Raw genomic sequence first — 22,595 nt, 5'->3', positions numbered from 1 at the left:
ACGGGATCGATTCGTCTGGGCGCTGCCGCTCCCCAACTCCGATGCGCTGGAGACGGACGTGAGGGAGTTACTTGCTTCTCGTGGGTCGTCGGCGACCCCCGGCGTCGGAGGCGACCCGACCCCTCTGCCGAACGGTCTTCACATGGCCGGGACCGCGTTCCTCGGTGAGGGTCTCGCGGCTCGGCGAGGACGTCGGAGGACGTGGGGTGCAGCTTCTCCCACCCTGGCCATCAGCGAGCCGACCGCACCGCCTGCCCGCCTGCACCGGCCGCGTTGGACAGCCGGTAGAAGCGCCCGACGCTCAGAGCCCTTCCAGCACGTCCACCGCCCGCTGCACCCCCTGCTCCCGCCGCATCACCCGCCCCACGTCAGCCGCACGCTCCCGCCGGGCCAGCGCGTCGCTCATCGCCGCCGCGAGGCTGCCCGCCGAGAGGCGCCGCAGCCGGACCGGGGCGGCGGCGACGCCCCGCCGGTGCAGCTGGGCCGCCCAGAACGGCTGGTCGGCGGTGACGGGGACGACGACGGCGGGCACGCCGGCCCGGGCGACGGCGTGCGAGGTGCCGGCACCGCCGTGGTGCACGGCGAGGGCGGCTCCCGGCAGGACGGCGTCGAACGGCGCCGACCGCACCAAGAGCACGTCGGGGCCGCGGCACTCCGCCGGCAGCGCGAGTCCGCCCCACCCGGTGACGAGCAGCACCCGCAGGCCGTGGGAGCGGGCCGCCGTGACGATCGCCCTCCCGCGGGCCGCCGCGTCCCCCAACGCCATCGAGCCGAACGAGGCGACGAGGAAGGGGCCGGCGGCCAGGAAGTCGGCGACGGCGGGGTCGAGGAAGGCCGCCGACGACTCCGAGTGCCAGGCCCCCGTCTGGTGCACCCGCTCCGGCCAGTCGTCGGGCCGGGGCAGCAGTGCGGGGCTCACGGCCATGAGCGTCGCGCGCGACGGCGACCGCCGGGCCGGACGGCGACCGCCCGGCAGCTCGGCGGCGGCGCGGGCCACGTCGGCGTCGAAGAGCCGTGCGGCCGCGCGCGGCACGGCGTAGGTGAGCCGGTTGTGTGCGCCGAGATCGCGGGTGGCCGTGGGGCCACCGGCGGCGGGGAAGCGCTCGCTCGGGGTGGCCACCGGCGCGAACTCCACCAGCACGCGGGGCACGCCGAGCGCGTCCGCCGCCATCGGCGCGCTGAGGATCAGCGAGTGGTGGACGACCACATCGGGCTCGAAGGCGAGCGTCTCGCGCACCGCGGTGGCGAGCATCCGCCGCATCGCGGGCCGCACCTCCGCGCGCAGGTGGTGCGCGAGAGCCCACGGGGTGCGACCGGCGGGGGAGAGCACGCGGCGCGCGTCCAGACCGAGAGCCACGGTGTCGATCCCCTCGGGCGCGTCCGCGTCGTCGGGCAGAGCCAGCCGCACGTCGTGACCGCGCGATGCGGCGTGCCGCGCGAGGGCGACGAAGGGCTCCACGTCGCCGCGGGTGCCGGCCGTGAGCAGCATCAGACGCATCCCTCCAGTGTGCCCGCAAGAGTGTGCCCGCAAGCCGTGCCCGCAAGCCCTGACCTGCGTCGAGGTGAGCCGCGTACTGTCGACCGGGTGATCGAGGGCAGCGAGCAGACGTCGCGGGCCGCTCCGTCCGGACCGGGTACCGCCGTTCGCCGACTCGTGCACATCTCGCGCCCGGTGCTCTGGATCAACACCATCGGGTCCGGCCTCGTCGCCGTGTGGCTCACCGGCGCGCTGTTCGACCTGCGGGCGCTGCCGATCATCCTGTGGCTCACGCTGCCGTTCAACCTGCTGATCTACGGCGTCAACGACATCTACGACCAGGACACGGACGCGGGCAATCCCCGCAAGGGCTCCCTCGAGGGCGCCAGGATCCGGCAGTCCGAGGTGCGGCTGATCGCCTGGGCGGTCGCTGCGACCAACCTGCCGTTCTTCGTCTACTTCCTCCTCGCGCTGCCGCCGCTCGCGAACGCGGCGATCCTGCTCTACGCGGGCGTCTTCGTCTTCTACTCCGCGCCGCCGCTGCGCTTCAAGGCGCGGCCCTTCCTCGACTCGCTGAGCAATGCGGCCTACGCGCTGCCCCTGGTCATCGTGCCCGCCGCCTTCGAGGTGTCGCCGGTCTGGCCGGCCGCCCTCGGGCTGATGGCGTGGAGCGTCGCCAAGCACGCCTTCGACGCGGTGCAGGACATCGTGGAGGACCGCGACGCGGGGATCACCACCACCGCGGTGCGGCTCGGTCCGCGGGGGACCGCCCTGTGGAGCGGAGCCTGGTGGATCGTCTCCACGGCGCTGTTCGCCGTGGTGAGCGTGCCCGTGGCCGCGGTCAACCTCCTCCTCGCCGGTGTCCTCGTGCTGAGCCTCCTGCGCGACCCGACGCCGGAGACCGGGCACCGCCTCTACCGACTGTCGGTCGCCTTCCCGTACATCGCGGGGTCGTTCGCCGGGGTGCTGCTCCTGGTGTCGATCGTGCTCGGGGGCCGGCCGTGAGCCGCGTCGTCGTGGTCGGCGGCGGGATGGGCGGGCTCACCGCCGCCGCGCTGCTCGCGCACGCGGGCCACCGGGTCACCCTGCTCGAGGCCTCCGCCGAGCTCGGCGGCAAGAGCCGCCGCCTGCAGCTGGGCGAGGACCGCATCGACACCGGGCCGTCCCTCGTGACGTTCCCCGCGGTGTGGGACGAGCTGCTGCGACGCCTCGGCGACGGCGCGCGCGCCCCCGAGCAGGTCCGGGACGCCGGCCGGCTCGACCTGGTGCGGATGCCCGAGGTGGGCCGTTACTACTTCGACGGGGAGGAGACGTCGCTGCCGGTGGCGCCGGAGCACCCCTGGTACCCCGCCTGGCGCCGCTTCTCCGAGCTGCACGCGCCGCTCGCCGACGACGTGACCGAGCTGCTGCTCGCCGACCCGCTCGACCGCGCCGCCCTCCCGGCCCTCCGCAGACTGCTGGCCGTCTACGGCTCGCGCCTCACCACCCGCGCCTACCTCGACAGCCTCCCGTGGCTGCCGGACGGGCTGCGCGAGATCATCGCGATCCACACCCTCAACGCGGGCGTCTCGCCCGCCCGCACCCCGGCCCTCTACGCGAGCATGCCGGCGATCATGGCGGAGACCGGTGCCTGGGTGCCGCGCGGCGGCGTCTACGAGATCGTGCTCGCGCTGGGGCGGCTGGCCGAGGCGGCGGGGTGCGAGGTGCGCACCGGGGAGAGGGTCGTCCGGATCGAACGCGGGGCGGTCACCACGGAGCTCGGGCGGTACCCCGCCGACCTCGTCGTCAGTGCCGTGGACGCCGACCGGCTCGCCGCGCTGACGGGTCCGTCGCGCATCCCGGCGCTGCCCCGACTGCGCCCCCGCACGCTCTCCTGCTCGGCGATCGCGCTCTACGGGGTGCTGCGGGAGGAGCTGCCAGCGGACCTCGCGACACACAGCGTGGTGCTGCCCACCAGGCCTGCGGCGCTGCACCGCAGCCTCGAGGCGGGCGACGAGCCGGCGGACACCATGGTGTTCGTCAACCGGTACCGCGCGGGCGAGGTCTACCCGAATCCGCACGGCACCCTCGGAATCCTGCTCACCGCGCCCGCCGACGGCGGCCGCTACACGGTCGAGCACCCGTTCGTGCGGCGCGAGGTCGACCGCGTCTCGCGGGCGATGGGGCTCGAGAGGCCCCTCACCGACTTCCTCGCCGAGCAGACGGTGCTCGACCCGCAGTACTACGGCGAGGGCGGCGAACCGCATGGCGCGCTCTACGGGGCGGCGCGTCCCTCCTGGCAGAGCGGGCCCTTCCACCGGCCCTCCTACAATGACCGCTGGCGGCCCTGGCTGTGGCGGGTCGGCGCGTCGGTGCACCCCGGCGGCGGGATCCCCGCCGTGGTGGGCGGCGCGATGATCGCGGTGACCCGGCTGCTGAAGTCGACGCCGGCCTGAGGCCGGGGCCGCGAGGCGTCCCGTTCCGGTCGAGGCGTCCAGCTCTGCCGGGACGCCTTGACGACGCCGGGACGCCTCGGCGGGGTGCGGTGCTGCCGGCGCAGGCCGAGCAGAACCCGTCCGTGGGGCGCGGGACGCCGAGCAGCCCGCGAAGGGGGGGCGCGCCCCCTCGATCCGCGGGTCGTGAGGGGGCGCACACCGAGGGAGGACGTCAGAGTCGGCAGCGCCAGCCGCTCGCGCTGATGTTGACGGTCACGGCGGTGGCGCGGGGGCCGTACTGCTGCTGGCAGGCGAGGGCCACGTTGACGCCGGTCAGGCCGACGCGGGTGGCGCATCGCCAGCCGTCCCACCGGTTGTTGATGTTGGTGGCGATGCTCGGTGAGCCTGTTCCGCTCGGCACGTTCGTGGCGCAGTACTGGGCGATGCTGACGTTGTAGTCGGCCGCGAGTGCGGGAGTCGCGGTGGCGACCGAGAGACCACCCGCGAGCGCGAGGGCCGCGCCCAGTGAGATCAGACGTCGGGAAACTTTCATGGGATTACCTCCTCGATGAGCCGGCGATCTGCCGTCGAGGTGACGGTGACAGGCACGAGCCGGTTTCCGGGTCGTCGTCGGAAGAACCGTCATCTCCGGAAAAGCCGGAAGATCGGCCGCGAGTGCGTCGCCGTCGGTGACGCGTCGACGAGGCCGTCGAGGCGTCCCGTTCCGGTCGAGGCGTCCAGCTCCACCGGGACGTCTCGACGGCTCCGGGACGCCTCGGCGGCAGCAGGACGCCTCGGCGGCGCCGGGACGTCTCGGCGGCTCGTGCGGTCAGCTCCGGTCGGGCGAGCGGTCCGGGAGGTACGGCTCGATCGCCGCGGCGAGCTTGGCCGGGGTCATCGACTGCAGCCAGACGTGGCCGGGGCCGTGCAGCTCGGCGAGGAAGAGCGAGTCGCCGAAGAACTTGTTCCGGACTCCCCTCACCGTCGCGAAGTCCAGGCGCATCTCGGCCCGGAACATCGCCAGGTGCCCCGGGTGGATGAGCAGCGACTCCCCGGCGGCCAGCTCGTACTCGGTGATGTCGCCGGCGAGCTGCACCCACGCGGTCCCGCTGCCGGACAGCTTCTGGAAGACCACGCCCGCGCCGCCGAAGATCCCCGCGCCGAGCTTCTTCTGCAGAGCCACCGACACCTCCACCGCGCTCGTGCTGGCGGTGTACGAGCCGGCCTGGATGAGGAACTGGTCGGAGGGGTCGATCGTGAGCTCGCGGATGGTGCCGGGCAGCTGCGCGGCGAAGGCGATCCGCCCGCCGGCCGGCGCCGTGTAGCGGGTGAGGAAGAGCTGAGCGCCGCCGAGCACGCGCTTGAGCCCGCTGAGGAAGCCGCCCTGCCCGCCCGAGCCGTGCGCGGTCGAGGTGTCCATGTCCATCCCCGGCGTCAGCCAGGCGACGTCACCGCCCTCGGCCATGATCGATTCGCCCGGCTCGAGCGTGATCTCGAGGACGGGCATGGTCGTTCCGGCGATGACAGCTCTCATGCGGACACCGTAGACCGGGCGCGCTCGCGGGCGACGCCCCCCGCCAGGGAGCGGCCGGCGGTCACGCGCTCGCCGTGGGGCCGCGCTGCCGGCCGTCGGCCCGGCCGCGGAGAGCTCGCCGCCCGCGTCGGTCCGACCGGTGGTCGACGTCGCGCCGTGAAAGCGCGAAACCCGAGCGCCGCGTCCGTTCCGGACGGGTCTCGGGTTCACTTCCCGGGTCTCAGCGACCCGGGCTACCGAGATGCTCTCGGTTCCCAGGCGCGCCGGGCAACCTCATCGGGGTTCCGCGCGCCTGCGGCCCGTCGATCCGTCACGAACGGCTGCCGCACGGCGGACGACGCGACCGTCCGTGACGGGTCGACGGCGCGCGGGCCCCGGTCGAGCCGACGGAGCGCGGGCGACGGGGGCTCACGGCCGGATGAGCACCTTCAGCGCCTCGCGCGTGTCCATCAGGCGGTAGCCCTCGGCGATGTCGGCGAGCGGCAGCTCGCGGTCGAAGACGCGGCCGGGGTCGATAGTGCCGTCGAGGACCTGGGGGAGGACCTGCTCGAGGTACGCCCGGACGGTCGCGGGGCCGCCGGTGAGGGTGGCGTTCTTGCCGAACAGCGAGGCGAAGCCGACCGCCGCGTCCTCGTACTGCGGGACGCCGACGCGGCTGATCGTGCCGCCGGGGCGGACGATGCGGTACGCCTGCTCGTAGGCGGGCATGTGGCCGACGGCCTCGAGGACCACGTGGGAGCCCTCGCCGCCGGTGATGTCCATCACCTTCGCCACTCCCTCGTCCCCGCGCTCGGCGACGACGTGCGTCGCGCCGAACTCGCGGCCGAGGTCGGTGCGGGCGGTGTGCCGGCCCATCAGGACGATCGTCTCGGCGCCGAGCTGCTTCGCGGCGAGGACGGCGGAGAGGCCGACCGCCCCGTCGCCGATCACGGTGACGGTCTTGCCGGGCTCGACTCCGCCCTGCACGGCGGCGTGGTAGCCGGTGAGGTAGACGTCCGAGAGGGTGAGCAGGCCGGGCATGAGCGCCTCGTCGGTGCCCGCGGGGATGACGACGGCGGTGCCGTCGGCGTGGGGGACGCGCAGCTTCTCGGCCTGCGCGGCGGAGGGGGCGCCGTCGAAGAAGCCGCCGTGCACGCAGGAGGTGGTGATGCCGTCTCGGCAGAACGCGCAGGTGCCGTCCGACCAGGCGAACGGGACGATGACGGTGTCGCCGACGGACAGCGTGCGCACGTCGGCGCCGACCTGCTCGACGACGCCGATCGCCTCGTGCCCCATCCGGCGGCCCTCGGGGGTCTCCTCGAGGTCGTGGTACGGGTGCAGGTCGGAGCCGCAGACGCAGGCGTAGGTGACGCGGAGGACGACGTCGCCCGGCTCCTCGAGGACGGGATCGGGGACCTCCTCGACGCGGATGTCGCCGGACTTGTACAGCAGGGTGGCCTTCATGGGGTTCCTCTCGCGGTCGTGGTGGGCGCGGCCGCCGGGGGAGGGGGTTCGCGGCCGCGCCGTCGTCGACGCTAGGCCGGGCGCGGCGGGCGAGGGAGGCCCGGACAGGGCACCCCTCGACGGCCGCGGCGCCCGGCTCCCGCGTCGTGACGCCTCGGCGGCGATCCGTCTCGCGTCGGGCCGGTGCCGGCGTGGAAGGACCGAGAAGCAGAAGGAGAGGGATCGTGTTCGTCGCCGCCGGTCGCAACACCCTTCCTCGTGCTCCGACTGCGGAGGGTGAGGTTCGGGACGCTCACCCACCGGCCGAGGCTCTCGCAGAGCCGGCTCCGCGTCAGTCCTCCGGGTCGACGACGAGGGCGACTCCGCCGCCGCGGCGCACGGGCTCGGCGACCGCGGTGAGCAGGCCCGAGGGGCCGACCTCGATGGCGGCCACCGCGCCGATCTGCGCGGCGGACGTGAAGGTGTCGCCCGAGGGGGTCAGCTGCTGGCCGAAGGGCGCGAGGTCGTCGGCGTAGGCGTCGATGAACTCGGGCTCGGCCGAGGTCGTGGCGGTGTTGCGCTGCGAGGCGCGGGGGGCCGCGACCGCCTCCGGCAGCGTCATGCCGAGGTCGATGCGGTTGACCAGGGTCTGCAGCACCGTCGTGATGATGGTCGCTCCGCCGGGCGAGCCGACGACGAACTTCACCGCGCCGTCCTCGAGCACGATCGTCGGCGACATCGACGATCGCGGACGCTTGTTCGGCTCGATGCGGTTCGGGTCGCCGTCGACGGGGGTCGCGGAGAAGTCGGTGAGCTCGTTGTTGAGGAGGAAGCCGCGGCCGGGGACGGTCATCGCCGAGCCGCCGGTCTGCTCGATCGTCAGCGTGTACGCGGCGGCGTTGCCCCACTTGTCCACGACGGAGAGGTGCGTCGTCGAGACGTTCTCGGTGTCGGGCTGCTCCGCGGTGAGGGCGGTCGCGCAGCCGGAGCCGTCGAGCGCACCGGGGGCGACCGGGCGCACCGACGCGGTCGCCGGGTCGATCGTGCAGTCGCGCGAGTCCGCGAACTCCTGGCTGAGCAGGGTCTCGGTGGGCACGTCGACGAAGGCCGGGTCGCCGACGTAGGCGCCGCGGTCGGCGAACGCGCGGGCGGACGCCTCGAGGTAGAGGTGCAGCGCGCTGCCGGTGTCCTCGGCGCTCAAGTCGTGGTTCTCGAGGATGTTGAGCGCCTCGCCGACGGCGATGCCGCCGGAGGAGGAGGGGGCCATGCCGTAGACGTCCAGGCCGCGGTAGGAGACGCGGGTGGGCTCCTGCTCGCTCACCGAGTAGGCGGCGAGGTCGGCCGCGGTGAGCGAGCCGGCCGGGGCGGGGAGGTCGGAGTCGGGGGCGAGGCGCGGGTTCTGCACCGTGTCGGCGATCTCGGCGGCCAGCGGGCCCTCGTAGAACGCGCTCGGCCCGCGCAGGGCGATCCCGAGCAGCGTCCTCGCGAGATCGGGGTTGCGGAAGGTGCTGCCGACCGCCGGGGCGTCGCCGCCGGGGAGGAACAGCTCCGCCGTGTCCGGGAACGCCTGGAACCGCTCGAGGTTGTCGAGGGTCTGGCTGCGGAAGGTCTCGTCGACCGGGAAGCCCTTCGCGGCGAGCGCGATCGACGGCGCCAGCACGACCGGGAGCGGCAGGGTGCCGAAGCGGTCGACGGCGGTGTCCCAGGTCGCGACGGTGCCGGGGACTCCGACGGCGACACCGGAGGACACGAGGTCGGGGGTGAAGGGGTAGGGCGCGCCGGTCGCGGGGTCGAGGAAGGCGTCCGGCTGGATGCCGGCCGGGGCGGTCTCGCGGCCGTCGATGGTGCTCACCTTCCCGGAGGCCGCGTCGAAGTAGACGAAGTAGCCGCCACCGCCGATCCCGGCGCTGTAGGGCTCGGTGACGCCGAGCGCGGAGGCCGTCGCGACGGCGGCGTCGGCGGCGTTCCCGCCGCGCTTGAGCACCTCGAGTCCCACCCGGCTGGCGTAGGCGTCCACCGACGAGACCGCGCCGCCGGAGCCGACCGAGGTGGACGGCGAGACGACCGGGCCGCCGAGGGGGCCGCCGAGCAGGTCGCGGAGGGCCCCGGGCGACAGGGACCCGACCTTCGGGAGGTCGGCGGCGTCGAGGGCGGCGGCCGGCGCGGCCCCCGCCACTCCGAGCGAGACGATCGCGGCGACCGCGAGCGCGATCCGTCGAAGACCTGAAGTCGTGGCCATGTCGTTCCTCCGTTGGAACTCGATGCGGAGTGGAGCAGGTGCCCCCAACCTAGGTGCGCGGAGGGTCCGCGGGCCAGTGGATCGACGAGCTCGGGATCCGGGCGGCGCTGCTGATCGAGCAGCGGGCGGAGCGGGCGTATCGAGATCCGGCTCCGCCCGACGTGCTGATGACGGCGGGTCTCGATACGCCCCTGCGGGGCTACTCGACCAGCATGCAGGGGTCGCTGCGCGGCCGCCCGACCAGCATGCAAGGGCCGCTGGGCGGGTGCTCGAGCAGCAGGGGCAGCCGAGGGACCCCCTTCTCAGCAGATGTTCTGCGCGGCCGCGGGCAGAGCATCGGCTGGAAGCGCTTGTCATCGCTGATGGGCGATGAGACGGACTCCTGGCTGATGTTCTGCGTCCGCGTCAGTCGATGAGAACGTCGGAGGGGACTCTGCAAGGGCCGCCGTGCTGAGGATTTGGGGGAATGCCCTTGCTGATCGAGCAGCCCGCGGAGCGGGCGTATCGAGATCCGGTTCCGCCCACCGTGCTGGTGACGGTGGGTCTCGATACGCCCCTTCGGGGCTACTCGACCGACAGGCAGTGCGGGGCTGCTCGACCGGCGAAGGGGTCAGAGCGGGCGGGGGCGGTAGCGCTCGATCAGGGCGTCGAAGAGGGTGTTCATCCGCTCGTCGACGACGCGGCGCGACGCGTCGGCGTCGTACCAGGCGACGATCTCGCGGGCGCCGTCGCTGAAGCGCACGACCGGCGAGAAGGCGGGCACGAGACTCCGGATCTTGGTGTTGTCGAACACCATCGAGTGGGCCTTGTCGCCGATGATGCCCGCGCCGAGCTCCGGGTCGGCGGCCGCGATCGCGTCGGAAGCGATGTGCACGATGCGCGCGTCCGCGCCGGCGGCGGCGGCGAGGTCGTGGTGGATGCGGTCCCAGGTGGGCGTCTCGTCGCCCGTGATGTGGAAGGCCTCGCCGATCGCCGCGGTCGCGCCGAGCAGCCCGACGAGTCCGACCGCGACGTCGCTGCTGTGCGTGAGCGCCCAGAGCGAGGTGCCGTCACCGGGCACGACCACCTCGAGCCCGCGCCGCATCCGGTCGATCACCGTCCAGCCGCCGTCGACCGGCAGCGCCGTGCGGTCGTAGGTGTGCGAGGGCCGGACGATCGTCACCGGGAAGCCGGTGCGCCGGTACTCGGCGACCAGCAGGTCCTCGCAGGCGATCTTGTCCTGCGAGTAGGTCCAGTACGGGTTCCGCAGCGGGGTCGACTCCGTCACCGGCAGGTGCGACGGCGGCTTCTGGTAGGCCGAGGCCGAGCTGATGAAGACGTACTGGCCGGTGCGGCCGGCGAACAGGTCGATGTCCTGCTGCACGTGCTCCGGGGTGAACGCGGCGAACTCGACGACCGCGTCGAACCGCTCGTCGCCGAGGGCCACTCGCACGGCGTCGGCGTCGCGGACGTCGGCGGTCAGCGTCCGGACGCCCTCGGGCAGAGGGCGGATCGAGGTGCGCCCGCGATTGAGCACGGTCACGTCGTGCCCGACGGCGAGGGCGCGGCGCACGCCCTCCGAGCTGATGATGCCCGTTCCTCCGAGGAACAGCACGCTGAGGGACACGGCGGACCCGACCTTTCCGAGTGGGGTGCGCGCTCCGCTCCGGAGCCGGAGGGACGTCGTCGTGCACCGGGTCCATCACCTCACATCGGGGCGGGCGCGTCGAGGGGGTCGCGCCGCGCGCCTGCCTGCTGGTCGAGTTGCCCCGGAGGGGCGTATCGAGACCCACGTGTCCAGGCGTGCGGGATCTCGATACGCCCGCTCCGCGGGCTACTCGATCAGCAAGAGGCCGCGGGCCAGCTGATCTGCAAGGGGCCGCGGGCTGCTCCATCGGCGAGGGAGGGCCGAGCCCCCCGGTGAAGGACGGCTCGAACGCGCCCTCCTTCAGCTCGATCACGACGCACCGGAGCTGACGGCAGATGTGCCACAGGCTGTGGCACATTTCGCGGGTCGGCCCGGCTCGCCGTGAGCCTAGGCTTGCCGCGTGGCATCGGACGTGGCGGGAGCGTACGGTCGCCGGGCTGCGGAGTACGCGGCGCAGCTGGGGTCGATGGCGGCGGTGCATCCGTCCGACGAGCGCCTGGTGACGGCGTGGGCCGCGACGGTCGACGGCCCGCTGCTCGACGCCGGCTGCGGGCCCGGGCACTGGACCGCCCACCTCGCCGAGCGCGGCCACGACGCCCGCGGCGTCGATCGGGTCGGCGCCTTCGTCGATCACGCTCGCGCCGTGCACCCCGGCGTGCCGTTCGCGGTCGGCGACCTCGATGCTCTGACCGACCCCGACGGCACGTACGGGGGAGTCCTGGCCTGGTACTCCCTCGTCCACCACGAGCCGGGGACGCTCCGCCGTGCCCTCGACGAGTTCGCGCGGGTGCTCCGGCCGGACGGCCGGCTCCTCGTCGGCTTCTTCCTCGGCCGCGACCTCGAGCCGTTCGACCACGCGGTCGTCACCGCCTACCGCTGGCCGCCCGATCTGCTCGCGCGCGAGCTCGAGGCGGCGGGGTTCGAGGTGCTCGAGACCCACACCCGCACCGGGGCCGCTCCGACGCCCCGCCCGCACGCCGCAATCCTGGCTCGGCTCCGGCGATCAGCTCTTCGAGCCGGTGAGGGCGAGGGTGCCGCCGAGGCCGATCATCAGGACGCCGCCGGTGCCGGTGAGGGTGGACAGCCGCTTCGGTGACGACGCGAACCACGAGCGCGCGGTGCCCGCAGCGAGGGCCCACACGCTGTCGCAGAGCAGGGCCAGGCCCTGGAAGGTGAAGCCGAGCAGCAGCAGCTGCGCCCAGACGGGGCCGGCGGCCGGGTCGACGAACTGGGGGAGGACGGCGACGAAGAAGGCGATGGTCTTCGGGTTGGTGAGCCCGACGACGAAGCCCTGGCGCAGGAGCGTCCAGGAGGACGCCGGGGCGGTGGCGGACGTGCCGGCGCGCGCGTGCCGGTGGCGGATCGCCTGCACTCCGAGCCAGACGAGGTAAGCGGCTCCCGCGAGCTTGAGCACGGTGAACGCGACGACCGAGGCCGCGACGACGGCGCCGATCCCGAAGGCGACGGCGAGGATCGCGGGCATGATCCCGAGCGCGTTGCCGACCAGGCTCAGCACGCCCGCCCGGCGGCCGTAGGCGATCGACCGGCTGATCGTGAAGAGGACGCTCGGCCCGGGGATGACGATCAGGGCCACCGAGGCGAGAGCGAACGCCAGGAAGTGCTCGGGGGAGATCATGCGGGAACAGTACCGCCGGGCCGGACGCCGAGCAGCACCCGGTCGACGTGGCCCTCCGCCCACTCCGGTGTGAAGGCGCCGCTGCGGAGCAGCCAGCGATGCAGGACTGGACCGAGAAGCAGCTCGGCCGCCGCGACCGGATCGGGGGCGCCGCCGCGCTCGAAGCGCTGAGCGACGGCGGCCGTCTGGGGCTCGAGCAGTCGCTCGCGGTATTGGCGGGCGAGGCCGACGTCGGTCTGGATCGCCGCGGTGACCGCCCGCAGCAGCGGTTCGGTGCCGGGAGCGGTCAGCTCCGCGACCGTCTCCTGCACCAGGAGGAGGAGGTCGGACCTCAGGTCGCCGCTGTCCGGCACGGCGACCACGCCCTCCGGCGTCTCGCTCCGCGCGAGCAGGGCGTCGAACACGATCGCCGCCGTCGACGGCCAGGTCCGGTAGAGCGTCTGCTTGCCCACGCCCGCGCGGCCGGCGATGCCCTCCATCGTCAGTCCGGTGAATCCGACGTCGGCGACGAGCGCGAGCACCGCGTCGTGCACCCGTGTCCGCGTCCGCGTGCTGGCCATGCCCCGATCCTCTCATGAAACGAGACGCTCCGTCTCATTCTGTGTAGGGTGAGCCGCATGAACGCTCGACAGGTCTGGATGATCACCGGAGCCGGTCGCGGTCTCGGCCGCGCCCTCACCCTCGCCGCACTGGCGGAGGGGCACGCCGTCGTCGCGACCGTGCGCGGGGAGCACGCTCTCCCGGTGCACGAGCGGCTGCACGTCCTGCGTCTCGACGTCCGCGACCGGGCGGCGGCGAGGGCCGCCGTCGCCGCGGTGGTCGCTCGGCTCGGGCGGCTGGACGTGCTGGTCAACAACGCCGGCTACGGCCTCGTCGGCGCCGCCGAAGAAGTGGCGGAGGGCGAGGTGCGGGATCTTCTCGACACCGATCTTCTCGGCCCGCTCTGGCTCTCGCAGGCGGCGGTGCCCGTGATGCGGAGTCAGGGAGGAGGGCACATCGTCCAGATCTCGACGGTCGGGGCCGTCGGCACCGTGCCGATGCTCGGTCTCTACAACGCGGCGAAGTGGGGTCTCGAGGGGTGGACGGAGGCGATGGCGGCGGAGGTCGCCGCGTTCGGCGTGCGCACCACGATCGTCGAACCCGGCGCGATCGACACCGAGTGGGCGGCCGGCAGCATGCGCTTCGCGACGCCCGTTCCCGAGTACGACGAGCTCCGGGCCGGTCTCTTCGGAACCGCCGAGGTGCCGTGGCCGTCCGACGGGACCGGCGGCGGTGCCTCCCCCGCCACGATCGCGGCCGCCGTCCTCGCGCACGTCGCCGATCCCGCCGACCACCGGCTCCGCCTGCTGGTCGGCGACGACGCCCCCGGCCAGGTCCGCGCCGCCCTGGACAGGCGGATCGAGGACTACCGCCTCGACCCCCGCTGGCCGGCGACGACCTGACGCCCGCTCGCCGACCCGCTGCCCGGCCGATCCTGTCGGTGGCGCCGCCCCTCCCGAGGGCCCGGTCAGCGACCGGGCAGGTGCTCGCTCGGGTCGATGTCCGCGAGGCGGAAGGGGCCGTCGAAGAGCGGACCCCGGCTCCACATCGCGATCGTGGTCCGGCCGAGGTCGGCGTGGGCGAGTGTCCCCTCGGGGATGCTCCGGGTGAAGAGGGCGTAGTCGATCCCGTCGAGGGGCAGCGCGGTGACGGACCACGCCGCTCGGTCCCGGGCGAGGGCGAGCGACCGGGCGTCGGCGTCCTTCATCGCGGCGACCAGCTCGTCGTGCGGGAGTCCGGCGGGGACGACGTCGAGGAGGAGGCAGCCGGCGGCGAGGGCGGCGATCGCCACCGCATCCGTCGCCACTCCGTGCACGCTGCCGCGAGGGCCCAGGCGGATCCTGGGGCGCGTCAGGGTGCGGACCGAGCAGCGGGCGATGTCCGGCCCGCGATCGATGGCGATCGTCACGTCCTCGTCGGGGCCGACCCCGCCGGTGACCGCCCACGGCTGCGCATCGTCGGCGGGGAGGAGTGTCTGCATGTCCTCATCCAAGCCCCTCGATCACCGCGCGGCCGAGGGCTGGCGCCGATCCGAGCCGACCGTCACGCGCAGCGCGCGAGGTACTGCTTCACGTCGGCGCGGGTGAGGGTCGACAGGGCGTCGAGGTCCGGGTGGCTGCGGAGATACGCGCGGGCGGCGGCGGTCGCCTTCGCGAGGGTGAGCGTCGAGCGATCGAGGCAGGGGGCGGCGTCGAGCGGGTTCGCGCGCGGGGTGCGCAGGTCCGCGTCGATGCCGGTGACGGCCTGGTCGAGGCTCGTGATGACGATGGGCTCCGCGCCGTCCTGGGTCGGGCTGTCGCGCCACCACTCCTGCGCGCCGCCGTCTCCGTCGGAGCCGAACGCGACGGTGAAGGAGGTGCCCAGGTCGGGGTCGAGTCCGCGGACGGTGTAGTCCCCGTTCCCGTCCGTGACGGAGTCGGTGTAGCCGACGAGGGGGCCCTGGTAGGCGGAGACCGGGACCGGGGCGCCGTCATCGGTCACCACGTGGCCGCTGATCGTCGCTCCGAGCGGGACGACGTAGCTCGGCAGCACGAGGGTCTCGCCGGCGTCGGCGGAGACGACGGTGCCGGGCGTGAAGCGGCCGGTCGCGCCGAGGTCGCGGGGCACGTGCAGGCCGTCCTCGACCGTGGCGGCGACGAAGTAGCCCACCCCGGGTTCGACGGTCGCGGTGAAGGAGCCGTCCGCGGCCGTGGTCGTCGAGACGCCGGCCTGCACCTCGCCGGTGGACACGGGGAGGAGCAGCACCCCGGTTCCGGCGGCGGGAGGGGCGTCCGGTGATCCTTCGAACAGGACTCGACCGGTGATCACGGCGGGCCCGTCCGTCTCCTCGGCGAACGCGGGAGTGGCGAGTGCGGAGCCGGCGACCAGGACGGCGGCGGCGAGAGCGAGCGTGCGCCGGGCGGCGGCGCGCGGAAGCAGTGACATGGGATCCCCTCAGCGGGAGCGCGACGCCCCCGGCTCTGCCGACACTAGGGCAGGCCGGAGGCGCCCCGCGATCAGCGCGCGGCGGGGACGTCCAGGGCCCAGATCACGCCGAAGCGGTCGCGGAGCTGCCCGGCGAGCGGTGACCAGGCGGAGGGGCCGAGGGGCTGTCGGATCTCGGCGCCCTCGAGCAGTCCGTGCCAGAGCCGGGTGATCGCCGCCTCGTCGGTGCCCTCGACGTAGGCGTAGAACGCGTTCGAGCCCTGGTCCCAGGTCTGGTGCGGCCAGACGTCGAACGCCTTGATCGCGAAGCCGTCGGGTGTGACGACGTCCCCGTACACGACGCGGTCGGCCCACGCCGGGTCCTCGGACGCGCCGATCTGGCCGTAGGTCACGACGGTGGGCTCGACGCCGAGGGCGGCGCCGTAGAACTCGAGCGCCGCGCGGGCGTCGCCGTCGAAGTTGAGGTGCGGCGTGACGGTGAAGGTCATGATGGCTCTCCTGATCGGTGTCCTGGCGGCCCGAACGGCCGCCGTGCCGCCAGCCTGCCGGGAGATGCGGTCGGATCCTGTCCTCTTCTTCCTGGACACTGGAATCCGTGACCGGACCCTCCTCGCGCATGCTCGAACTGCTCTCGCTGCTGCAGGTGCGCCGGGAGTGGGCCGGTGAGGTCCTCGCGCAGCGACTGGACGTCAGCCCGCGGACGGTGCGCCGCGACGTCGACCGCCTGCGCGGCCTCGGCTACCGCATCGATGCCGCACGGGGACCGGCCGGCGGCTACCGGCTCGCCGCGGGGTCCGAGCTGCCGCCGCTGCTCTTCGACGAGGAGCAGGCGGTCGCCGTCGCGCTCGCGCTCGCGGTCGCCCCCGCCTCCGGGGCGGACATCGCGGAAGCGGCGACCCGGGCGCTCGCGACCGTGCGCCAGGTGATGCCCACCCGACTCCGCGCCCGGGTCGACGCGGTGCAGGTGGTCGTCGCCCCCGGTCGCGACACCGTCGACCCCGACGTCCTCATCGCGGTGAGCACCGCGGTGCGCGATCGGCAGATCCTCCGCTTCGCCTACGCCTCGCCGGAGACGGGGACCGGCGACCGGCCGTCGATCCGCGTCCAGCCGCACGCCGTCGTCGCGCGGAACGGCCGCTGGTACCTGCTCGCGTGGGTGCCGGACCGCGACGACTGGCGCACCTACCGCGTCGACCGGATCCGGCCCGACAGCCCCACCGGCGCGCCCTTCGCGCGGCGCGAGGTGCCGGGAGGCGACCCGGCGGTCTTCGTCGACTCCCGGTTCCGCGGCGGAGACGGGACCAGCGGCCCGCCCTGCGTCGGCACGGCGGACCTCGAGGTCGCTGCCGACGCGGTCCGGCCCTACCTCGGGGCGGACGACGTCCTCGAGGTGCTCGGCTCGGGGCGCTGTCGCCTCACCGCGGGGTCCTGGTCGTGGACCGCGCTGGCGGCTCGGTTCGCCGGCCTGGGAGTGCCGTTCCAGGTGTCCGGGCAGGCGGAGCTGAGCGCGGCGATGACCGGGCTCGCCCGTCGACTCGACGCTCACGCCGAGCCGTCGACGTCCGCGAGTCCGGAGCCGGGGGAAGCGGCCGAGCGGCAGGGATGACGAAAGGGCGCGCGCCTCCCGCCCGCGCGGATGCTCCCGGGGGAGCATCGGCGGGCGAGGGCGCGCGCCCAGTTCAGCGTCTCAGGGTCAGCGCCTCAGGGTCAGCGCCTCCGGATCAGCGCTGGACGAGCGGGATCGCGATGTCGGTGACGCCCCCGCCGAGGGTGCCGAGCCGGGTGGCCGTGCCCTCGAGCACGCCGACCTGGTAGAGCGACCCGTTGACGGCGGCGAGGCCGATCGAGCCGACGGAGCTGCCGTTGCGGAGCACGGAGTAGATGTCGAAGCCGGTGACGCCCGCCGCGTCGACGCCGAGCTTCCCGGTCGGCGCCAGCGTGCCCGCGTTCGCCGGGGACTGGATGGCGATCTGGTCGAGCGCCGTGTCCAGGACGAACAGGGTGGTCGCCGTGTTCGGGTCGAGGTCGTTGTTGGTGTACGCCGCCCCGTTGACGCCCGTGGCCACCGCGGGCGCCGCGTAGCTCAGCGCGCCGTCGGCCACCGTCGCCGCGCCGGGAGTGGCGAACGGCTGGCGGAGGTTCTGCCCGGTGTCGCTGATCACGCGGAGAGCGTTCGCGGCGGGGTTGAAGTCGACTCCGAAGGCGGTGCCGCTCAGCGCCACGGTGAGGCGGGTGACCGGGGTCGCCACTCCGGTGGCCGCGTCGATGGAGTAGACGCCGGCGCTCGCCGCGGTGTTCCCGACGCCGTAGAGCTTGCCGTCCTGGACCCGGTAGTCGATGCCGACCAGCGCGGTGTCGCCGCCGGTCAGGCCGCTGACGGCGACGCTGCCCGTCACCGTGCCGGGCTTGAGGGGATTGAACTGCACGAGCTTCGTGCCGCCGTCGGCGAGACCGACGACGCGCAGCTTGCCCGCCACCGCGCGGGCCGCGCTGACCAGGCTCGCGGCGGTCGCGTCGACCGAGGTACTGCTGGAAGCGCTGGTCGCCGCGGCGGGAGCAACACTGCTCGCTCCGGCGAAGACGGGGGCCACGGCCATCACACCGGCCACGGCGACAGCGGTGATGCCGACTTTCAGGGTCCTGCTCATCGTGTACTCCTTGAAACTGCCGGTCGCCGGAGATCGGCGACTCGCAGAGGGGTACTGCCCGGACGGCGCCGGCGTTCATCCGCCGTCGAGATTCTTCTCGGACGGACGAAAGGACGGTCGGCCGGATGCTCGGACGGACGCGGCGCAGTGCTCGGCGCCGGGCGGTCACGCCTCCGCGGTCTGCGCGGCCGGCAGCCGATCTGTGACGAAGGCGGCCGCGGCGGCGGCGGCGAGGAGGACGGCGGCGGCGATCAGCATGCTGGTCCGCATCCCGTCGACGAAGGTGCCGGGGCCGGCCAGGAGCGCGCCGAAGACGGCGATCGCGACCGCGCCGCCGACCTGGCGGAAGGTGTTGAAGACGGCGCTGGCGGTGCTCGCGCGGTGCGGGGGGACGCTCGCGAGGACGACGGCGGTCGCGGGCGGCATGGCGACGGAGCCGCCGATCCCGGTGAGCACGAGCAGCCCGCCGACGAGGAGGGGTGAGCCGAGCGGTGCGGCGGCGAGCAGCCCCAGGAGTCCGGCGGCCATCGTGCCGAGGCCGCCGACGATCGGCAGCCGGGGGCCGAAGCGGTTGGCGAGGTGGCCGCTGACGATGTTGCCGACGACGGCGAAGACGGCGGAGGGCAGGAAGGCGAGGCCGGCGAGCAGCGGGGTGAGGCCGAGGTGCTGCTGGAGGTAGAGGCTGACGACGAACACGGAGCCGAAGTTGCCGACCATGAACGCGAAGCCGACGAGCAGCGCGAGGCGCATGTTCCGGCTGCGGAAGAGGTCGGGCGGCATCATCGGGTGCCGGCCGCGGGACTGCACGACCAGGAATCCGCTGAGGGCGGCGACGGCCAGGGCGAGGCAGCCGAGGACGACGGGGTCGGTGAAGCCGATCGCCCCGCCCTCGATCAGCCCGTACATCAGCGCCCCGAGGCCGGCGAGGGAGAGGATCTGGCCGGCCCAGTCGAACGGCGGCGAGGTGGTGGGCGAGGGCGCCACCCGGCGCAGCATCACGAGCATGACCGCGCAGACCGGGATGTTGATCAGGAAGACGAGTCGCCAGTCGACGGTGGTCAGCAGCCCGCCCAGCAGCGGCCCGACGGCGCCGGCGACGGCCCCGCCGACCGCCCAGATCCCGAGGGCGCGGGCGCGCTCGCGGGCATCGGGGAACGCCTCCCGGATCAGCGCCATCGAGGAGGGCAGCATCGCGGCGGCCGCGGCGCCCTGCACGAAGCGGGCGGCGATCAGCGCCCCGACGGTCGGCGCGAGCGCGCAGGCGACCGAGGAGAGCAGGAACAGGGCGATCCCGGAGCCGAGGGCGCGCTTGGCGCCGATGCGGTCGGCGAGGTTGCCGGCGAACAGCAGCAGCGACGCGAAGAGGAGCGTGTAGCCGTCGATGATCCACTGCTGACCGGTCGTCCCGCCGCCCAGGTCCGCGCTGATCCGGGTGAGGGCGACGTTGACGATCAGGATGTCGAGCGTGATCAGGAAGAAGCCGAGCGACGCGAGGAACAGGGTGCGCCGGGGCGAGCCTGCGCCTGTGGTGTCGGCGCGGTCGGAGGCGGGCGCCGTCTCGCGGGTCGTGTGCGTCACCCTCCGAGGCTAGGTCGGAGCCTCGTCGCGAGGGGTTCCCTGGTGGTACCACGCAGGCGGCCGCGCGGGACGCCCCTCGCGCGGCCGTGCCGGGCGGCTACTCCTCGTCGTCGGCCTTGAAGACCTTCCGGAACGCGTCCTTGCGGGCGATCTTCCCGCCGCGGAACTCGTAGATGTCGCAGCCCCGCGTGACCTGGGGCGCGCCGTCCGGGCCGGTCCCGGTGAAGGACCAGGTGGCGGCACCGCGGGTCCCGGCGATGATCGGCTCCCCCTCCTCGTGCCGCTCCTGCCCGGTGTCGAAGGCGAGCATGAGCGCGAAGCCCTCGCGGACCTGCTCCTTGCCGGACCAGGTGCGGCCGGGCTCGGGGCCGACGGACGCGCCGTAGACGCAGTCGTCGGTGACGTGGCTCATCAGCTCCTCGAGGTCGTGTCGGCTCCAGGCGTCGCTGAACGCCGCGAGCACCTCGGGCGTCATCTCGCTCGTGCTGTCGTCGGTCGAGAGGGGATCGCTCATCAGTGCACTCCGGTCGTTCGAGGCGGTGGACCGTCGTCGGTCGCTCTGCGACCGTGGCAGGTGCCGAGTCGCGGTGCAACGCCCGCTAGCGGTCATGTCCGGAAGCGGGCGCCCGAGCCCGGAGGGCCGCCGTCAGTCCCGCGATCGGTTGGCGTGCGCGCGGGCCTTCATCCGGTTGCCGCAGGTCGCCATCGAGCACCACTTCGCGGTGCCGGGCCGGCTGCGGTCGAGGAGGAAGAGGTTGCACTCGTCGTTCGCGCAGGCGCGGAGCCGCCCCGGGAACCGGGCGCTCACCTCCGACCACGCGAGGACGGCCTCCACCGCGAGGCGGTCCGCCTCAGGAGCGCGCAGCTCCCACACGACGCCCTCGCCGGTGACGCGCGGGGTGCGGACGGCCTCCGCGACCAGGCCCGAGAGCTCCGCCAGCGCCGCGGGTGCGGCCGAGCGCACGACGGCCTGGAGCGCGTCGCGGGCGCCGCGCAGCCGCTCGAGCTCGTGCACGGTGCCGACGCCGCCCCAGCGTCGCGCGAGCTCCCGCCCGGATGCGTCCCGGAGGTCGTCCGTCGGCCGGCCGTTCACCACGGGCGCGCTGTTCAGCACCGCCAGGAGCAGCTCCTCGTCCCGTTCCATCGATCCCCGCTCTCCCGTGCCGTGCGGCTCGCTCGATCCATGCTAGCGTCCGGCTAACCAGTAAATCTAGTTGAAAGGGTTAGTCATGGTCGCCGTCCATCACCGCACCGTCTCCGTGGAGGGGCTCGACGTCTTCTGGCGGGAGGCCGGGCCCGTCGACGCCCCCGTCCTCCTGCTGCTGCACGGATACCCGAGCAGCTCGCACATGTTCCGGCATCTGATCCCCGCCCTCGCGGGGCACTACCGCGTCATCGCCCCCGACCTCATCGGCTTCGGGCGCTCGTCCGCACCCGCCGTCGACGACTTCGACTACACCTTCGCGTCCCTGGCCGAGGTGACCGGCCGCTTCCTCGAGACCCTCGGGGTGTCTCGGTACACGATCTACGTCCAGGACTACGGCGCCCCCGTCGGCTGGCGCCTCGCCCTCGCCGACCCCGCCGCGGTCGTCGGCGTGATCTCGCAGAACGGCAACGCCTACGAGGAGGGATTCGTCCCCGGCTTCTGGGACCCGATCTGGGCCGACGCCGCCGAGCGGAGCGACGCGACCCGCGACGCCCTCCGGCCGGCTCTCGGCCGCGAGGCCGTCGAGTGGCAGTACACCCACGGGGTCCCCGACCCCGGCACCGTCGACCCGGACGCCTGGGAGCACGACCTCGCGCTCCTCGCCCGCCCCGGGCAGGACGACGTGCAGCTGGCCCTCTTCCGCGACTACGCCACGAACCGTGAGCTGTACCCCGCCGTGCAGGCCTGGCTCCGCGCGTCGCGGGTCCCCGTCCTCGCCGTCTGGGGGCGCAACGACGAGATCTTCGCCGCGGCCGGCGCTGAGGCCTTCATGCGCGACGCCCCGCACGCGCGCGTCGAGCTCGTCGACGGCGGGCACTTCCTGCTCGAGTCCGACCTCGACCGCGTCGTCGGCGCGATCACCGAGTGGCGCGACCGCGAGTGATCCGCTTCCTCGAGCATGTCTACCCAGGCTAGACATTGCCGATTTAGCCGGGGTAAATTAGTGTCGTGGTGAAGCCGATGCGGTACAGAGAGCTGGTGGCACTGCTGCGGGCGGCAGGTTTCACTTCCCGCGAAGGGAAGGGGGATCACGAGGTCTGGTCGTGCAACGGAAAGCATCACGTGGTCCTCACGCAGACCCGGGACGTCTCGCCGGGGCTTGTGCGCAAGGCGTTGAACGCCATCGAGGCGGCGAAGGAGGACGAGCGATGAGCATCACGGTCACCGCGCATCACTGGGAGCACGGCTGGGAGCTGTGGATCGACGGCGAGGCCGCGACCCAGGTAAGCACCCTCGACAAGGCCGTGCAGCAGGTGCGCGACTACCTCGACACCGTCGATCCGAACGTCGACCACGGCGAGTGGGGCGTGACGGTCGTGCCGGAGATCGGTCCGCTCGGCGCCGAGATCATCGAGGCGCGACGAGCGACCGAACAGGCGGCGCAGGCGTCGATCACCGCAGCCGCTCGTGCGCGTGTCGCGGCACGTCGGCTGCGGGAAGCGGGATTCTCCGTGACGGACTCCGCGGCGATCCTCGGCGTCTCCCGCGGCCGGGTATCGCAGCTCACCGGCGGCTGACTGCGGGAGTGGGCGGCCCTGGGGAGCGCCCCTCACCGGAGGTCGTCATCGGCGGCGTCGAGGGCCTGCCGGAGGAGCCGCACGGCCTTGGGCCCCACTCCGTGGAGGGTCGCGAGGTGGTCGAGGCCCACCCGCCGCAGGTCGTCCACATCACGCACGCCCGCCCCCTCGAGCGCTCGGGCGGCCGGGGCGCCGATGGCGGGGAGCCGTCGCGAGTCCATGGTTCCGACCCTACGGACCGAGGCGCCGCCCCGGTAGTCGCCTGCGCGAGCACCCGCAGCGCGCGCAGGTGCACCGACGACCCACTCCGGGAGCGGAACGGCCGAGGTGCC

At 73.8% G+C, this 22,595-nt stretch carries 24 protein-coding genes; 8 read left to right on the top strand and 16 right to left on the bottom strand.

Annotated features, from left to right (window positions below; translation table 11 throughout):
• Positions 1-301: 301 nt before the first annotated feature.
• Positions 302-1,498 carry a glycosyltransferase gene (locus tag GSU72_RS19100; protein WP_159986451.1) on the bottom strand — a complete coding sequence of 399 codons (1,197 nt, stop codon included), beginning with the start codon at positions 1,496-1,498 and terminating at the stop codon, positions 302-304.
• 87 nt (positions 1,499-1,585) lie between these two features.
• Here GSU72_RS19100 and GSU72_RS19095 point away from each other — a divergent pair, with 87 nt between their 5' ends.
• Together GSU72_RS19095 and GSU72_RS19090 are read left to right on the top strand one after the other, a co-directional pair.
• A complete protein-coding gene (locus tag GSU72_RS19095) occupies positions 1,586-2,482 on the top strand; it encodes a UbiA family prenyltransferase (protein ID WP_159986450.1) in 897 nt (298 codons plus the stop codon).
• Positions 2,479-3,912, top strand: a complete 1,434-nt coding sequence (locus GSU72_RS19090; protein WP_159986449.1) for an FAD-dependent oxidoreductase — start codon at positions 2,479-2,481, stop codon at positions 3,910-3,912. The genes GSU72_RS19095 and GSU72_RS19090 overlap by 4 nt, the downstream gene beginning before the upstream one ends.
• A gap of 211 nt (positions 3,913-4,123) precedes the next feature.
• On the opposite strand, the gene GSU72_RS19085 is transcribed toward GSU72_RS19090, so the two are convergent.
• The 5 genes from GSU72_RS19085 to GSU72_RS19065 all read right to left on the bottom strand — a co-directional run bounded on the left by GSU72_RS19085 (position 4,124) and on the right by GSU72_RS19065 (position 10,692).
• On the bottom strand, positions 4,124-4,444 hold the full coding sequence (locus GSU72_RS19085) for a hypothetical protein (protein ID WP_159986448.1): 321 nt from the start codon (positions 4,442-4,444) through the stop codon (positions 4,124-4,126).
• Between the two features lie 276 nt (positions 4,445-4,720).
• The gene (locus tag GSU72_RS19080; RefSeq protein WP_159986447.1) at positions 4,721-5,425 is read right to left on the bottom strand and encodes a TIGR00266 family protein; all 705 of its coding nucleotides are present in this window, start codon (positions 5,423-5,425) and stop codon (positions 4,721-4,723) included.
• Positions 5,426-5,833: 408 nt separating this feature from the next.
• Complete coding sequence (locus GSU72_RS19075; RefSeq protein ID WP_159986446.1) at positions 5,834-6,868, bottom strand: alcohol dehydrogenase catalytic domain-containing protein; 1,035 nt, start codon at positions 6,866-6,868, stop codon at positions 5,834-5,836.
• A gap of 331 nt (positions 6,869-7,199) precedes the next feature.
• On the bottom strand, positions 7,200-9,086 hold the full coding sequence (gene ggt, locus GSU72_RS19070) for a gamma-glutamyltransferase (RefSeq protein WP_159986445.1): 1,887 nt from the start codon (positions 9,084-9,086) through the stop codon (positions 7,200-7,202).
• 610 nt (positions 9,087-9,696) lie between these two features.
• On the bottom strand, positions 9,697-10,692 hold the full coding sequence (locus GSU72_RS19065) for an NAD-dependent epimerase/dehydratase family protein (RefSeq protein WP_159986444.1): 996 nt from the start codon (positions 10,690-10,692) through the stop codon (positions 9,697-9,699).
• Positions 10,693-11,113: 421 nt separating this feature from the next.
• Here GSU72_RS19065 and GSU72_RS19060 point away from each other — a divergent pair, with 421 nt between their 5' ends.
• Positions 11,114-11,809 carry a class I SAM-dependent methyltransferase gene (locus GSU72_RS19060; protein WP_244255897.1) on the top strand — a complete coding sequence of 232 codons (696 nt, stop codon included), beginning with the start codon at positions 11,114-11,116 and terminating at the stop codon, positions 11,807-11,809.
• On the opposite strand, the gene GSU72_RS19055 is transcribed toward GSU72_RS19060, so the two are convergent.
• Positions 11,717-12,349, bottom strand: a complete 633-nt coding sequence (locus GSU72_RS19055; protein ID WP_159986443.1) for a LysE family translocator — start codon at positions 12,347-12,349, stop codon at positions 11,717-11,719. The genes GSU72_RS19060 and GSU72_RS19055 overlap by 93 nt on opposite strands.
• A complete protein-coding gene (locus tag GSU72_RS19050) occupies positions 12,346-12,909 on the bottom strand; it encodes a TetR/AcrR family transcriptional regulator (RefSeq protein WP_159986442.1) in 564 nt (187 codons plus the stop codon). Before GSU72_RS19050 ends, GSU72_RS19055 begins: the two co-directional genes overlap by 4 nt.
• A 57-nt stretch (positions 12,910-12,966) precedes the next feature.
• Here GSU72_RS19050 and GSU72_RS19045 point away from each other — a divergent pair, with 57 nt between their 5' ends.
• Positions 12,967-13,791, top strand: coding sequence for an SDR family NAD(P)-dependent oxidoreductase (locus GSU72_RS19045; protein WP_244255896.1), 825 nt, complete (start codon positions 12,967-12,969; stop codon positions 13,789-13,791).
• A gap of 65 nt (positions 13,792-13,856) precedes the next feature.
• Here the strand turns inward: GSU72_RS19045 and GSU72_RS19040 are convergent, their stop codons facing one another.
• The 3 genes from GSU72_RS19040 to GSU72_RS19030 all read right to left on the bottom strand — a co-directional run bounded on the left by GSU72_RS19040 (position 13,857) and on the right by GSU72_RS19030 (position 15,801).
• Positions 13,857-14,369, bottom strand: a complete 513-nt coding sequence (locus GSU72_RS19040; protein ID WP_159986441.1) for a hypothetical protein — start codon at positions 14,367-14,369, stop codon at positions 13,857-13,859.
• Between the two features lie 62 nt (positions 14,370-14,431).
• Positions 14,432-15,313, bottom strand: a complete 882-nt coding sequence (locus GSU72_RS19035; RefSeq protein ID WP_159986440.1) for a carboxypeptidase-like regulatory domain-containing protein — start codon at positions 15,311-15,313, stop codon at positions 14,432-14,434.
• 71 nt (positions 15,314-15,384) lie between these two features.
• On the bottom strand, positions 15,385-15,801 hold the full coding sequence (locus GSU72_RS19030; protein ID WP_159986439.1) for a VOC family protein: 417 nt from the start codon (positions 15,799-15,801) through the stop codon (positions 15,385-15,387).
• A 107-nt stretch (positions 15,802-15,908) separates the two neighbouring features.
• Here GSU72_RS19030 and GSU72_RS19025 point away from each other — a divergent pair, with 107 nt between their 5' ends.
• Positions 15,909-16,919 (top strand): WYL domain-containing protein, encoded by a 1,011-nt coding sequence (locus GSU72_RS19025; protein WP_244255895.1) that lies wholly within the window; start codon positions 15,909-15,911, stop codon positions 16,917-16,919.
• 115 nt (positions 16,920-17,034) lie between these two features.
• On the opposite strand, the gene GSU72_RS19020 is transcribed toward GSU72_RS19025, so the two are convergent.
• The 4 genes from GSU72_RS19020 to GSU72_RS19005 all read right to left on the bottom strand — a co-directional run bounded on the left by GSU72_RS19020 (position 17,035) and on the right by GSU72_RS19005 (position 20,683).
• Positions 17,035-17,961, bottom strand: a complete 927-nt coding sequence (locus GSU72_RS19020; protein WP_208545113.1) for a DUF4394 domain-containing protein — start codon at positions 17,959-17,961, stop codon at positions 17,035-17,037.
• Positions 17,962-18,126: 165 nt separating this feature from the next.
• Positions 18,127-19,539: a DHA2 family efflux MFS transporter permease subunit gene (locus GSU72_RS19015; RefSeq protein ID WP_159986438.1), complete on the bottom strand. Its 1,413-nt coding sequence runs from the start codon at positions 19,537-19,539 to the stop codon at positions 18,127-18,129.
• Positions 19,540-19,636: 97 nt separating this feature from the next.
• A complete protein-coding gene (locus GSU72_RS19010; RefSeq protein ID WP_159986437.1) occupies positions 19,637-20,053 on the bottom strand; it encodes a nuclear transport factor 2 family protein in 417 nt (138 codons plus the stop codon).
• A gap of 132 nt (positions 20,054-20,185) precedes the next feature.
• Positions 20,186-20,683: a CGNR zinc finger domain-containing protein gene (locus GSU72_RS19005; protein ID WP_159986436.1), complete on the bottom strand. Its 498-nt coding sequence runs from the start codon at positions 20,681-20,683 to the stop codon at positions 20,186-20,188.
• 85 nt (positions 20,684-20,768) lie between these two features.
• Here GSU72_RS19005 and GSU72_RS19000 point away from each other — a divergent pair, with 85 nt between their 5' ends.
• From GSU72_RS19000 to GSU72_RS18990, 3 genes are all read left to right on the top strand, one after another.
• Complete coding sequence (locus tag GSU72_RS19000) at positions 20,769-21,629, top strand: alpha/beta hydrolase (RefSeq protein ID WP_159986435.1); 861 nt, start codon at positions 20,769-20,771, stop codon at positions 21,627-21,629.
• A 65-nt stretch (positions 21,630-21,694) separates the two neighbouring features.
• A complete protein-coding gene (locus GSU72_RS18995) occupies positions 21,695-21,898 on the top strand; it encodes a type II toxin-antitoxin system HicA family toxin (RefSeq protein WP_208545112.1) in 204 nt (67 codons plus the stop codon).
• Entirely contained in the window at positions 21,895-22,263 is a 369-nt protein-coding gene (locus tag GSU72_RS18990) for an antitoxin HicB (RefSeq protein ID WP_159986434.1), read from the top strand. Before GSU72_RS18995 ends, GSU72_RS18990 begins: the two co-directional genes overlap by 4 nt.
• Positions 22,264-22,295: 32 nt before the next feature.
• Here GSU72_RS18990 and GSU72_RS18985 read toward each other — a convergent pair whose 3' ends face one another.
• A complete protein-coding gene (locus GSU72_RS18985) occupies positions 22,296-22,484 on the bottom strand; it encodes a helix-hairpin-helix domain-containing protein (RefSeq protein WP_159986433.1) in 189 nt (62 codons plus the stop codon).
• Positions 22,485-22,595: the final 111 nt, after the last annotated feature.

Source organism: Rathayibacter sp. VKM Ac-2760 (assembly GCF_009834185.1).
Taxonomy (GTDB): domain Bacteria; phylum Actinomycetota; class Actinomycetes; order Actinomycetales; family Microbacteriaceae; genus Rathayibacter.
Note: the sequence above shows the minus strand (reverse complement) of the source record. Positions and strands in the feature narration are given on the sequence as shown.